General features: G+C 68.2%; 11 protein-coding genes and 1 pseudogene. 1 reads left to right on the forward strand and 11 read right to left on the reverse strand.

The annotated features are described in order from the left end of the window. Window positions 1-7 precede the first annotated feature (7 nt). Window positions 8-619 carry a dTDP-4-dehydrorhamnose 3,5-epimerase gene (gene rfbC / locus QR77_RS11240; RefSeq protein WP_040021387.1) on the forward strand — a complete coding sequence of 204 codons (612 nt, stop codon included), beginning with the start codon at window positions 8-10 and terminating at the stop codon, window positions 617-619. A gap of 106 nt (window positions 620-725) precedes the next feature. Here the strand turns inward: rfbC and QR77_RS11245 are convergent, their stop codons facing one another. From QR77_RS11245 to QR77_RS11295, 11 genes and pseudogenes are all read right to left on the reverse strand, one after another. Next, window positions 726-1,520, reverse strand: a complete 795-nt coding sequence (locus QR77_RS11245; protein WP_040021388.1) for a methyltransferase type 11 — start codon at window positions 1,518-1,520, stop codon at window positions 726-728. A gap of 85 nt (window positions 1,521-1,605) precedes the next feature. After that, a complete protein-coding gene (gene rfbD, locus QR77_RS11250) occupies window positions 1,606-2,505 on the reverse strand; it encodes a dTDP-4-dehydrorhamnose reductase (RefSeq protein ID WP_040021390.1) in 900 nt (299 codons plus the stop codon). After that, entirely contained in the window at window positions 2,502-3,491 is a 990-nt protein-coding gene (gene rfbB / locus QR77_RS11255; protein WP_040021391.1) for a dTDP-glucose 4,6-dehydratase, read from the reverse strand. Before rfbB ends, rfbD begins: the two co-directional genes overlap by 4 nt. Next, window positions 3,488-4,555, reverse strand: coding sequence for a glucose-1-phosphate thymidylyltransferase (locus tag QR77_RS11260; RefSeq protein ID WP_040021393.1), 1,068 nt, complete (start codon window positions 4,553-4,555; stop codon window positions 3,488-3,490). The genes rfbB and QR77_RS11260 overlap by 4 nt, the downstream gene beginning before the upstream one ends. A gap of 179 nt (window positions 4,556-4,734) precedes the next feature. After that, window positions 4,735-5,973, reverse strand: coding sequence for a glycosyltransferase family 2 protein (locus tag QR77_RS11265; protein WP_040021394.1), 1,239 nt, complete (start codon window positions 5,971-5,973; stop codon window positions 4,735-4,737). A 166-nt stretch (window positions 5,974-6,139) separates the two neighbouring features. Continuing rightward, window positions 6,140-8,224 carry a hypothetical protein gene (locus QR77_RS11270; protein WP_052488676.1) on the reverse strand — a complete coding sequence of 695 codons (2,085 nt, stop codon included), beginning with the start codon at window positions 8,222-8,224 and terminating at the stop codon, window positions 6,140-6,142. A 199-nt stretch (window positions 8,225-8,423) separates the two neighbouring features. Next, a complete protein-coding gene (locus QR77_RS11275) occupies window positions 8,424-9,929 on the reverse strand; it encodes a bifunctional cytidylyltransferase/SDR family oxidoreductase (RefSeq protein WP_040021395.1) in 1,506 nt (501 codons plus the stop codon). 346 nt (window positions 9,930-10,275) lie between these two features. Beyond that, window positions 10,276-11,712, reverse strand: coding sequence for a GTPase ObgE (gene obgE, locus QR77_RS11280; RefSeq protein WP_040021396.1), 1,437 nt, complete (start codon window positions 11,710-11,712; stop codon window positions 10,276-10,278). A 123-nt stretch (window positions 11,713-11,835) separates the two neighbouring features. After that, on the reverse strand, window positions 11,836-12,099 hold the full coding sequence (rpmA, locus tag QR77_RS11285; protein WP_040021397.1) for a 50S ribosomal protein L27: 264 nt from the start codon (window positions 12,097-12,099) through the stop codon (window positions 11,836-11,838). A 14-nt stretch (window positions 12,100-12,113) separates the two neighbouring features. Continuing rightward, complete coding sequence (gene rplU, locus QR77_RS11290; protein WP_040021398.1) at window positions 12,114-12,434, reverse strand: 50S ribosomal protein L21; 321 nt, start codon at window positions 12,432-12,434, stop codon at window positions 12,114-12,116. A gap of 262 nt (window positions 12,435-12,696) precedes the next feature. Continuing rightward, window positions 12,697-13,173: pseudogene (locus tag QR77_RS11295) on the reverse strand (ribonuclease E/G); the annotation flags it as partial.

Consider the following 13,173-nt stretch of genomic DNA (forward strand, 5'->3'; position numbering starts at 1 on the left):
TGATCACATGCGGCAGCTCTCCGTCGAAGGCGCCTGGGTGCATGAACCGAAGGTCTTCCCGGACAGCCGTGGCAGCTTCCACGAGTGGTTCAAGGCCCCGGACTTCGCCGAGAGCCTCGGCCACCCGCTGAACCTCGCCCAGGCCAACTGCTCCGTCTCCGAGCGCGGCACCCTGCGCGGCGTGCACTTCGCCGACGTACCGCCGGGGCAGGCCAAGTACGTGAAGTGTGTGCGCGGCGCCGTGCTCGATGTCGTCGTGGACATCAGGACCGGCTCCCCGACGTACGGCGCCGTCGAGGCCGTCCGCCTCGACGACGTCGACCACCACTCCGTCTACCTCGCGGAGGGGCTCGGGCACGCCTTCATGGCGCTGACCAACGACGCGACGGTGGTCTACCTCTGCTCGGTGGGCTACTCCCCCGAACGTGAACACGGTCTGAACCCGCTGGACCCCGCGCTCGGCATCGAGTGGCCCGAGGGCATCACGCCGCTGCTGTCCGAGAAGGACGCCGCGGCCCCGACGCTCGCCGAGGCGGAGGCGCGGGGCCTGCTGCCGTCGTACGCGGACTGCACGGCGTACTACGCGCGTCTCGCCGCCGAGGCGGCCGCCGGCGCTTAAGGACACACGAAGGGGGCCTGAGCGATGTGCTGTCGCTCAGGCCCCCTCTGTATGGGTGCGGGCCGTACATGTGCGGGGCCGTACATGTGCGGGAGCTACCCGTCCGTCAGCCGGTGATCGCCTGGATCTGCTTGCGGATCGGGGCGAAGGACGACCGGCCGCGGCGCAGGTTGCGCGCGCGGATGAGAGCGGGCCAGAAGTCGGCCCTCATCAGCGCCTCGGGCTGCACGGCGTTCTTACGGACCAGGATCTCCTCGGGGACGACCTGCGGGTCCGGTACGACGAACTCTTCGAGGATCTTGTCGTAGTTGTCCTTGAGCACCGTGGACTCGGAGTTGGCGCCGAAGATGGCCACCACTCCGGTCGGCGCCGTGTCGACGTCGACCACGACCAGGTCGGGACGGTAGCGCCGCAGCACGGTGGCGACCTTGAAGACGTCACCGGCCCAGAACTTGGTGTGCCGGTCGCGCGCGGCCTCGTCGACGTCACGCGGCAGCATGTCGTCGAGCACGATCACGCTGGACCAGCGCGACAGCTTCTCGACGTTCATGAAGTCGCGCAGAGCGAACTCGAACAGGTGCAGGCCGTCGATGAACGACAGCTCCAGCTTGGGGTCGCCGCCGAACAGGTTGATCGGGTCGCGGCGGGCCAGCGCACGGAACGGGTTGCGCCCGTTGCGCAGGTGGATCAGGGGGTCCTTGCGGGCGAAGAAGTCGTCGCTCGTGGCCTTCACCAGGTGGACATCGCAACTGATGTCGGTGACCACCTTGAAGGCGGGGTCGACGGCTACCGACGGAACCCGGGACAGTGCCAGGCTACGGCCGTCGTTGACCCCGATCTCCAGATAGTTGCGGGGCTTGTACGAGCGGTGGAGGTGGCGCAGGAAGCCGTGGCGATCCACGTATGTGGCCCTTCACTGAGAATCAAACAGAACTAGGGATTGATTCTCAGTGAACTTAGCGGCTTCGTGGCCTGTACGTAAACATCTACCGACCAGTAATTCGCGTGCCGCGCTCCGCTTCCAGCAACAGCGGGAAGACGTCGACGAACGCGTCGTGCCAGTCGCGGATCGGTTCGATCCCCGCGGCCGCCCAGCGCTCGTGCCCCAGCACGCTGAACGAGGGGCGCGGGGCCGGGCGTACGAAGGCCCCGCTGGTCGTCGGACGGACCCGGCCGGTGTCCGCACCGAGCAGCCCGAAGATCACCCGGGTGAACGCGAACCATGTCGTCTGACCCCCGCTGGTGCCGTGGTAGACACCGGCCGGAGCCGTCCCGGCGAGCGCGCCGGAACCGAGCTGGACCAGCCGGTCGGCGAGGTCACCGGTCCAGGTGGGCTGGCCGTGCTGGTCGTTCACCACATCGAGGGAATCCTTGACGCCCTCCAGCTTGATCATCGTGCGGACGAAGTTGCCGCCGCCCGCGCCGTACAGCCACGCCGTACGGACCACGTAACCGGTCTCGGGCAGCGTGTCGAGCACGGCACGCTCCCCGGCCAGCTTGGTCCGCCCGTAGGCGCTGCGCGGCCCTGTGGGGGCGTCCTCGGCGTACGGTTCGACCGCCTCGCCGTCGAACACGTAGTCCGTGGAGACCTGGATGAGGACGGCGCCCGACGCCGCGCAGGCCTCGGCGAGGACCCGGGGCCCCGTGCCGTTGACGGCGAGCGCCTCGGCCTCCTTGGCCTCGGCGTCGTCAACGGCCGTCCAGGCGGCGCAGTTGATGACCACAGCGGGTGCGTGCGCGTCGAGAGCGGCCCCGACGGCGGCCGGGTCGGTGATGTCCAGGGCGCTCCGCTCCAGACCCACGGCAGTCCCGCCCGCCGCGGTGATCCTGGGCAGCAGGTCCTGGCCGAGCATGCCGCCGGCTCCGGTGACGAGCCAGGTGCTCACAGGGCCGCACGACCCTTCAGCGGCTCCCACCACGCGCGGTTCTCGCGGTACCACTCGACGGTCTCGGCGAGCCCGGTGGTGAAGTCCTTGCGGGGCGCGTAGCCCAGCTCGGTGCTGATCTTGGAGCAGTCGACGGAGTAGCGGCGGTCGTGGCCCTTGCGGTCAGTGACGTACTCGACGCTGGTGTCCCAGTCGGCGCCGCAGGCCTCCAGCAGCAGGCCCGTCAGCTCCTTGTTGGAGAGCTCGGTGCCGCCGCCGATGTTGTAGACCTCGCCGGCGCGGCCCTTCGTACGGACCAGCTCGATGCCCTGCACGTGGTCGTCGATGTGCAGCCAGTCGCGCACGTTTCCGCCGTCGCCGTACAGCGGCACCTTCGCGCCGTCCAGCAGGTTCGTGATGAACAGCGGGATGACCTTCTCGGGGAAGTGGTGGTGCCCGTAGTTGTTGGAGCAGCGGGTCACCCGCACGTCGAGGCCGTGGGTGCGGTGGTACGACAGGGCGATCAGGTCGCTGGACGCCTTCGCCGCCGAATACGGCGAGTTGGGGGCCAGCGGGTCAGTCTCGGGCCAGGCGCCCTCGTCGATCGAGCCGTACACCTCGTCGGTGGAGATGTGGACGAAGGTCTTGATCCCCGCGCGGTGCGCCGCGTCGATCAGGGTGTGGGTGCCGACCACGTTCGTACGGACGAACTCGGCGCCGCCGTCGATGGAGCGGTCCACATGCGACTCGGCGGCGAAGTGCACCACCTGGTCGTGCTCGGCCATCAGCTTGGCGACCAGCTCGGGGTCGCAGATGTCGCCCTGGACGAACGCGTATCCGGGGTGGCCCGCGACCTCGTCGAGGTTGGCGGGGTTGCCCGCGTAGGTGAGCTTGTCGAGGACGGTGATCTCGACGCCGCCGGGGCCCTGCGGGCCGAGCACCGTACGCACGTAGTGAGAACCGATGAAGCCGGCGCCGCCGGTCACCAGAATCCTGGTTGTCGTCATGAGGAGATCTGCACCTTGCTGTGGTCGCCGAGGACGAGTCGGTGGGCGGACGGGTTACGCGGGGCGGGCGTGACCTCGACATGACGGCCGATCAGCGACGCCTCCACCCGGCGTACGCCGGTGATGGAAGCCCCCCGGAGAACGATGGAGTACTCGATCTCGCTGTCCTCGATCCGGCAGCCTTCGGAGACCGAGGTGGAGGGGCCGATGTAGGAGTCACTGACCACAGTGCCCGCACCGATAATGGCAGGACCGACAATACGACTGCCGGTGACCCGTGCGCCTTCCTCGATCCTGACCCGCCCTATGATCTCCGTGCACTCGTCGACGGTGCCTTCGACGCACGGCTCGATCGTCTCCAGCACCGAGCGGTTCACCTCCAGCATGTCGGTGACGTTGCCCGTGTCCTTCCAGTACCCGGAGATCGTGGTGGAGCGGACGTCCCGCTTCTGGTCGATCAGCCACTGGATGGCGTGGGTGATCTCCAACTCGCCGCGCCAGGACGGCTCGATGGAGCGCACCGCCTCGTGGATCGCGGCGGTGAAGAGGTAGACGCCGACCAGCGCCAGGTCGCTCTTGGGCTCCTTCGGCTTCTCCTCAAGACCCACCACCCGGCCGAGGGTGTCCAGCTCGGCCACGCCGAAGGAGGTCGGGTTCGGCACCTTGGTCAGCAGGATCTGGGCGGCGGGCCGTTCGGTGCGGAAGCCGTCGACCAGATCGCTGATGCCACCGACGATGAAGTTGTCACCCAGATACATCACGAAGTCGTCGTCGCCGAGGAACTCCTGTGCGACGAGGACGGCGTGGGCGAGACCCAGGGGCGCGTCCTGCCGGAGGTACGTGACCCTTATCCCGAACTGCGAGCCGTCGCCGACCGCTTCGCGGATCTCCTCCTCGGTGTCGCCGACGATCACACCGACATCGGTGACGCCGGCCTCCGCGATGGCTTCCAGGCCGTAGAAGAGCACCGGCTTGTTCGCCACGGGGACGAGCTGTTTGGCCGATGTGTGCGTGATGGGGCGCAGCCGCGTGCCTGCCCCACCGGACAGTACGAGAGCCTTCACAATCTTGTGTCCCAGCTTGAGAATCGGTCCTGCCCGGGCTTCGCCCGACAGAATGGATTTTACCTACGATTTCAACGGAAGTTCACGAAGTCTTCCCGCGGCCGGCCCGGCAGGGCTCCGCTGACGTACAAAGCGCCGGCGTCCTTGATACGGACGCCGGCGCGGATCTGGGGTCCCCGTCACTCAGGTGCGGATAACTTCCGTACGCTCGTCCGCACACTCGTCCGCAGTCTCCGCGCCACTCTTCTGGCAAGTGATCTTCGTCTCCGGATCGCCTTCGGCGCCTCGATGCGTTCCGCACCCGGCTTGCCCACCCAGTCGGGCACGGTCACCTCGTACACCCAGTCCGGGATGCCGGCCGATTTGCTGCCGAAGTGCGGCAGGGCGAGGTACGGGGTACGGGCGCGCCCCCGGTGGACGACTTCGGGTCTGGCTCCGGACTTCACGAAGGCCAGCGCGTCGGCCAGCAGGTCTTCCCGCCCCAGCGCCACACAGTGCAGCCGCAGCCGCTCGGAGACCTTGATGCGCCGCGCGACACCCTGGGTCCAGTAACGGGCCATCAGCGGCGCCGCCAGCTCCATCTTGTGGCGTCTGATCTTCTCGGACTGCTTGAGCATGCCGTGCGAGAACTGCTGGATCAGCCCGACAGTGAAGGGTCTGACCATCAGCCGGTCCCGCTTCGCGCCCGGCGGGACCAGCTCCGTGATCAGCTTCATCAGCGCGAGCGCCGAGTCGAAGCGCAGCGCGTAACCGCCGGTCTTGGTCGCGTGCTTGCCGTCGTCCCTGCCGACCAGGTAGTAGCAGGTGTAGTCGGCTATGACGGAGATCCCCCGGCCCCGCAGGTACGCCTCCAGCGTGAAGAGCGCGTCCTCCCCCGTCCTCAGGCTCTCGTCGAACCGCATGCCGAGCCGTACCAGCAGCTCGCGCCGGAAGAGCTTCTGCGCGCTCAGGGTGAATATGACCTGCGAGCTGTAGACGTCGACCCGCTCGGCGGTCCGGTTCCACATGGAGCCGGGAGCGCCTCGGTTCACCCCCTCCACCTTGCCGAGCACCACGTCCGTACCGGCACGGTCGGCCATGGCCACCATGCGTTCCAGCGCTTCGTCGGCGAAGTAGTCGTCGGCGTCGAGGAAGAAGACGTAGCGCCCTTCGGCCAGGCCGAGGCCCACGTTGCGCGGGCCGCTCGGCCCGCCGGAATTGACCTGGTGCACCACTCTCGTCCGGATGGAGGTCCGCGCGGCGAACTCGTCCAGGTATTCGCCCGTGCCGTCGGTTGAGCCGTCGTCGACCGCGATGATCTCGATGCGGTGCGCGCCCAATGTCTGTGCCTCAACCGATTCCAGGCAGCGGACCAGATAGGGCATGGCTTCATATGCCCCGACGATCACACTCACGTCAGGAATAGTCATTTCGTTCATCGAAACTCAAGACAATTGGCACTGATTGTTGGTTGTCCCGGCATGTTCGTCAGTATGTGTGACACCGATCACATCGTCATATCGGGACGGCGGTCCGGCCGCACGCAAAAGGCCCGGCAGACCGCCTGCTGGCGGTCTGCCGGGCCTCGGGAACCAGTGCCGGAGGTCAGCCCCTTACGGGTGAGTCCAGGTCGTTGCTCTCCGGTTCCGCGCCCTCCGGTTCGGCGCGCGCGCCGGTCTCCGTCTCCAGGTCCTCCTCGGTGAGGGCCTCGCCCGGTACGGAGTCGTCGGGCGCTGCCGCCCCCTCGGGACCGGAGAGGCGGTGCTCCACGGTGACGTTGCGCACCTGCGACTTCGCGGCCAGCGTGGTGACCGCCTCGCTGAACTGCTCGATCGACGACGGCTCGTCAGGACCCAGCAGGTACCGCTTCAGCTCCAGCCGCTCCTCGGCGAGCCGGTCGGCCGACGGATCGGCGACCGCGGCGAGCAGCTCGTCCAGCTCTCCGGCGCTGTTGGAGAGGATCACGGCGGCGCGCACCGCGGTGTTCTGGCGCTTGAACTCCTCCGCGCCGAGACCCGCCGAGTCGGCGACCGCGTACGGCTTGCCGCTCGCGATGAAGTCGGAGACCACGCTGGAGATGTCGGAGACCATGGCGTCCGACTCGTTGAAGCAGTCGTAGAGCCGGGGCTCGGCACCGCTGATGACCCGGTGCTCCCACCAGCCGAACGAGCGCCAGTACGCGGCGTTCCACTCGTCCCGAAGCCGCGCCAGCTCGACCTGGAGCGCCGGGTCGGCGTGCGAGTCGCGCGACTCCTCGGCCTCGTCCCTGCTCGTGTCGGGCCCGCCCGTCAGCTCGGCGAGGCGCGCCTCGACCCGGGTCAGGTCGGCGCGTGCCGCCGCCTGCTCCTGCCGTAGCGCCGCGCCCTCCTTCGCCCAGCGGGCGTCCGTGCCACGCGCGGTGGCGGCCTTCTCCACCAGCGTGACGATGCGCTGGTGCACGGCCTTGGCCTTCGCGCTGCGGGTCCCCGTGAAGGGGTGCGGCTTGTAGAGGACCCTGACCGGCTTCTCGGCGTTCAGCAGGCCCCGCACGATGTTCTCGCCGGCCAGCAGCAGCGAGGTGTTGCCGGGACTGTCGTCCCAGCCCTCCCAGGTGGGGGCGTACAGCACGGTCGGGATCGGGTTACCGGTCGTCGCGCCCGCCGTCCTGATCGGCGCGAGCTGGGGGCGGCCCACCTCGACGATGTCGGCGTCGCGTACGCCGACGTCGGCGAGCGCGTAGCGGTCGCGGCCGGCCCGGCCGGCCGTCCACACCTCGTCGTACGCCTTGCTGTACGGGTTGACGCTGGCGATCTTGTCACTGTCGCCGTGCCCGATGAAGACGTGCTTCATCGTCGGTACGCGCAGCATGTGGATGTTCTTGCCGACGTTCGCCGCGTACAGCGCGACGCGGACCGTCGACATGTCCAGGTTCATCAGGTGCACCCCGCCCGGGATGCACAGCACGGGCACGGCCGTCGGGCCGAGCTGCTGCGCTATGGCCCGCTCGCGCAGGACGATCAGCGGCTTGCCCTCGACCTGGGCCATCGTGTCGAGCCACATGTTGACCTGGTAGGCCGACTCCTTGGAGCCGGAGAAGTACAGCATCACCGTCGGCTTGTAGTCGGCCAGCCAGTGGTCGACGGCCGCGAGGACCTTCTCGGCCTTGGGTACGAGCCTGCTCGGCCGCAGACTCGGCATCAGCGCGACCACGTACACCACGGCCAGCCCGAGGGTGACGGCGAGGCCCGCGTACCCGAGGGAGTTCCGGCCGGTCTCCAGCGCGGCGAGCACCCCGGCCACGGCGAAGATGTCGAGGTGCAGCATCTTCTCGGCGGACCGGTTCAGCAGCCAGTTCGCCGGCGCGTCGGGGATGCGGATCGCGCTGAGGTCGATGTTCCTGGTGACCACGGGGAGCCTGCGGCGCAGCCGGAGCAGGGTGACGATCGCGCCGTGCGGGGCCTGGAGCGCGTAGAAGACGAGCACGGCCACGACGGTCGAGTAGAAGAGCCGGTTCTCACCGAGCCCCATCCGGGCGATGAGCAGCACGAGCAGCATCTGCCGGATGAGGAAGCGGATCGAAAGACCGGCGCGCACCTTCGCGAGCCGGTTCACCAGATAGCTGCCGCGCTGGTGCAGGAAGGTGTCCGCGAGGTACGTCAGGGCTGCGGCAGCCGCGAAGAACCAGAGATTGGGAATTATCGCGGCAAGCATGACGCACGGGAAACTCACGCCCAGAAGAAGTGCGGCTGCCAGCTCTGCTCCGCTGCCCACCCGGGCGACGCGAATGGCTGTCGAAATCACGAAGAACCTGCTCCAGACCGTGCCGGACTGATGACCTTGCGAGAAACGTGTGAAAACAGATGCAAACAGATGAGACGTGAATCGTTGAAGACGGAATCGTCAACAGTTATTAAACATCTTCCTGCCGGTCCAGCACCGAGGCGAGGACCTGGTCGAAGCCCGACACCCCCGAGGTGCTGCGCGTCGGGTCCTGCTGGCGTACGTCGATGACATGGCCGGTCAGCTCGGACAGCAGCACGTCCAGGGACGTCCTGGCGACCGCCTCCGAGGAGAGCAGCGATCCGGCGGGCTCCTGGCCGAACGCCTTGGTGCGCATGGGCGTGGCGGTGCGCTCGGGGTTCACGCAGTTCACCCGGATGCCGTCGCCGGCCCATTCGTCGGAGAGGGCCTGGGTGAGGTTCACCATGGCCGCCTTCGTGGAGGAGTAGAGGCTGTACTCGGCGCGGCCGCGCGTGTAGCTGCTGGACGTGTAGAGCAGCAACTGCCCCTTGGTCTCCACCAGGTACTTGTACGAGGCGCGGGCGATCTGCACCGGCGCCAGGTAGTTGACGTTCAGCGCTTCCTGGATGGTGGTGTTGTCGGTCTCGGCCAGCTTGCCGATCCGCAGCACACCGGCGGTGTTGATCACGTAGTCGATGCGGCCGGTCTCGCCGTACGCGCGGGACAGCGCGTCGTCGACGTGCTCCGGGTTCTCCACATGCGTACCCGTGGTGGAGCGGCCCAGCGCGTAGACCTTGGCGCCGAAGCTCTCCGCCAGCTTGGCGATGTCGGCGCCGATGCCGTACGAGCCGCCGAAGACGACCAGCGTCTTGTCGGCCAGCAGCTCGCGGTACGCGTCGTCGGACGCCTGCTCGGGCGCGGCGGCCGAGGCGAGCTGGAAGAGCTTGTCGGCGAGGAAGACATCGACCGGCTGGGTGACCTTCATGTTGTACTCGTCGCCGGCGACCACGTAGATCGGCACGTCGGGCAGGTACTTCAGCACGACGGAACAGTCGTCGGTGGCCTGGAAGTTGGGGTCGCCCGCCGCCACTTCGTACGCCTTGCGGATGGTCGAGAGCTTGAACGCCTGCGGGGTCTGGCCGCGCCGCAGCCGGGACCGGTCCGGCACGTCGGTGATGAACTCGCCGTCGCCGCCGTGCGTCCGGGTCACGATGATCGTATCGGCGGACGGGATCGCCACGTCCACCGCCTCGTAGCGCTCCAGCGCGTCCACGCAGTCCTTGATGACGCGCTGCGAGAGCAGCGGGCGTACGGCGTCGTGGAACAGGACGTTGCGGTCCTGCCCCTCGGCCAGGCCCTCACCCAGCGCCGAGATGGCGCGCTCGGTGGTCTCGTTACGGGTGGCGCCGCCCTCGATGATCTTCTTGACCTTGGTCAGCCCGGACTTGGCCACGATCTTCTCGATGTCGGGCACATAGCCCGGGGCCATCAGCACGATCACGTCGTCGATGGAGTCGGCCTGCTGGAAGATCGAGAGGGTGTGCTCGATCACCGCCTTACCCGCGATCTTCAGCAACTGCTTCGGGATCGACAGGCCCACACGCTGACCGGTACCACCCGCCAGGACGACGGCGGTGGTGCGGGGCTTCGCGGTGGACGCGGAAGTTGCAGACACAGGACTGACCTACCTTGCGGGCTCAGAGGATGTAGGGATGGTCCCACCCGCGGATAACGTCTTGCAAGGTGGACCACGGCCGTACGCCACCGGCCCGCAACCCCTGGTTCACCTGCGGAGTCTAGGTCACCAGGGGGAGCGGTCAGCGGTCGCACGTGAAGGACACCACAGAAGATTCACTTCGGAGCACCACGGGCTCCGAATGAGACCGTACGCAGCGCGCCCGCGCCCTCACCGGCTGCCACAAAGGGGCGGGCGGCCACGGAGATCCGCGACCGCCCGGACGGCGGACAAGAGCGGGCGGCCGACCTGCTCCGGCCCACCCCGCTCTGCCCCTCCGTACCTGCTAGAAGGGGTCGAACTCGTCGTACTCCCGCTGCGGGTCGTCGCGCTCCGCTTCGCGGTCCCTGCGCCGCTGCGACGCGGGCCTGGGCGCTTCAAGGCGGTGGTCCTCGCCGCGCCTGCCGAGCATCTCGGCGCCGGCCATCATCGTCGGCTCCCAGTCGAAGACGACCGCGTCGTCCTCGGCGCCGATGGCCACCCCGTCGCCCGCCCTGGCACCGGTCTTCATCAGCTTGGCCTCGACACCGAGGCGGCTGAGGCGGTCGGCGAGGTAGCCCACGGCCTCGTCGTTGCTGAAGTCGGTCTGCCGGACCCAGCGCTCGGGCTTCTCCCCGCGTACGCGGTAGATGCCGTCCTCGTCCACGGTGACGGTGAAACCGGCGTCGTCGACGGCCTTCGGACGGATGACGACGCGGGTCGCCTCCTCCTGCGGCTTGTCTGCGCGGGCCTTGGCGACGATCTCGGCGAGCGCGAACGAGACCTCTTTGAGGCCGAGATGAGCCACGGCCGAGACCTCGAAAACCTTGTAGCCGCGCTTCTCCAGGTCGGGACGGATGATGTCGGCGAGGTCCTGGCCCTCCGGGATGTCGACCTTGTTGAGGACGACGACACGGGGACGGTCGTCCAGACCGCCGTACAGCGTCAGCTCCTCCTCGATGACATCGAGGTCGGTGACCGGGTCCCGGTCGGACTCCAGCGTCGCCGTGTCGAGGACGTGTACGAGGACCGAGCAGCGCTCGACATGGCGCAGGAACTCAAGGCCGAGCCCGCGCCCCTGGCTCGCGCCGGGGATCAGTCCCGGCACGTCGGCGACCGTGTAGACGGTCGAACCGGCCGTGACGACACCGAGGTTGGGGATGAGCGTGGTGAACGGGTAGTCGGCGATCTTCGGCCGGGCCGCGGACAGCACCGAGATCAGCGACGACTTGCCCGCGCTCGGGTAGCCGACGAGCGCCACATCGGCGACGCTCTTCAGCTCCAGGACGATGTCACCGCCGCCACCGGGTACGCCGAACAGCGCGAAGCCGGGCGCCTTGCGGCGCGCCGAGGCCAGCGCGGCGTTGCCGAGACCGCCACGGCCGCCCTCGGCGGCGACGTACCTGGTGCCGTTCCCCACCAGGTCGGCGAGGACGTTGCCCTGCCTGTCCTGGACGACCGTGCCGTCGGGGACCGGCAGGATCAGGTCCACGCCGTCCTTGCCCGAGCGGTTGCCGCCCTCGCCCGGCTTGCCGTTGGTCGCCTTGCGGTGGGACGAGTAGTGGTAGTCGAGCAGCGTCGTCACGTCCTGGTCGACGACCAGGATGACGTCGCCGCCACGGCCGCCGTTGCCGCCGTCGGGTCCGCCGAGCGGCTTGAACTTCTCACGGTGTACGGAGGCGCAGCCGTGGCCTCCGTTACCCGCGGCGACATGCAGCTCGACGCGGTCCACGAAGGTGGTCATGGGGATTGCCTCCAGTACATACGGAAATGTCTTAGCCACAACACGCGAAAGGCGGACCCGCTTCCCCTCGGGGAAGTGAGGTCCGCCCTCGCGAAGAAAACGTTCCGGAAAAGCCTGGCCGAGTTAGGCGACCTGGGCGACCGGAACGATGTTCACGACCCTGCGACCACGCGCGGTGCCGAACTCGACAGCACCGGCGTTGAGCGCGAACAGGGTGTCGTCATTGCCACGACCGACGCCGGAGCCCGGGTGGAAGTGTGTGCCGCGCTGACGGACCAGGATCTCACCGGCGTTGACGACCTGACCGCCGAAGCGCTTCACGCCGAGCCGCTGAGCATTGGAATCGCGCCCGTTCCGAGTGGACGATGCGCCCTTCTTATGTGCCATGTCTCCTCAGTCCCTTACTTCGCAGCCGCGGGGATGCCGGTGACCTTGATCGCCGTGTACTGCTGGCGGTGGCCCTGGCGACGGCGGTAACCCGTCTTGTTCTTGTAGCGAAGAATGTCGATCTTCACACCCTTGTGGTGGTCGACGACCTCAGCCGTGACCTTGATGCCGTCAAGCACCCACGGGTCGCTGGTGACGGTCTCACCGTCGACCACGAGCAGGGTCGAGAGCTCGACCGTGTCGCCAACCTTGGCGGTGGGAATCTTGTCAACCTCAACGATGTCGTCGACAGCAACCTTGTGCTGGCGACCACCGCTGCGCACGATGGCGTACACGCGATCTCACTCTCGCTCGGAACGGAACTCCTGATGCCAGCCGTTCGCACGGGCCGGGGCCCGTGACGGTCCTGAAGGACGAGCGGCCTCCCCCGGGAGATCCACGAGGTGGAGATCCGGGAGGTGGGTGCTCAGGAGTGGGCGCGCATAACAACACGCCGAAGGTTTAGACTACGGGGCCGCTGTACGGGGGGTCAAACCAGGTGCCCCGCCTCCGGAGGTCCGGAGGCGGGGCACCTGGCATGTGGTCGTACAGCGACGGTCAGTCCTCGGTGGGCGCTGACACTCCGCGTGACGGCTCTTCGGCGGCGACGGTCTTCTTCGAGGCCGACTTCGTCGTCTTCTTGGCGGTCGTCTTCTTCGCCGCCGTCTTCTTGGCCGTTGTCGTCTTCTTGGCTACGGCCTTCTTCGCCGTGGTGGCCTTCTTGGCGGTCTTGCGGACCGCCTTCTTGGCCGGCGCGGCTTCGGTGGTGGTGTCGGGAGCGCTGTCGGTGGTGCCCGTGTCCGTCGCTTCGGAAGCGGCGGCCTGTACGGGCTCCTCGGCCGGCTCGTCGGCCTTCACCGGCGAGCTGACCACGACAACCGCGGCCTCGTCGGCGCCCGAGGGCGAACCGGCAGGCGCGGTGACCTTACGGGTCGCCCTGCGGCGCGCACGCGGCGGAGCGGCGACGGGTGCGTCCCCGGCCTCCGGCGTCTCGGCCGCGACCGGCTCGGGTACGGCCACCGGCTCGGCGGCCAC

It is taken from the genome of Streptomyces sp. 150FB (assembly GCF_000818195.1).
Classification (GTDB): domain Bacteria; phylum Actinomycetota; class Actinomycetes; order Streptomycetales; family Streptomycetaceae; genus Streptomyces.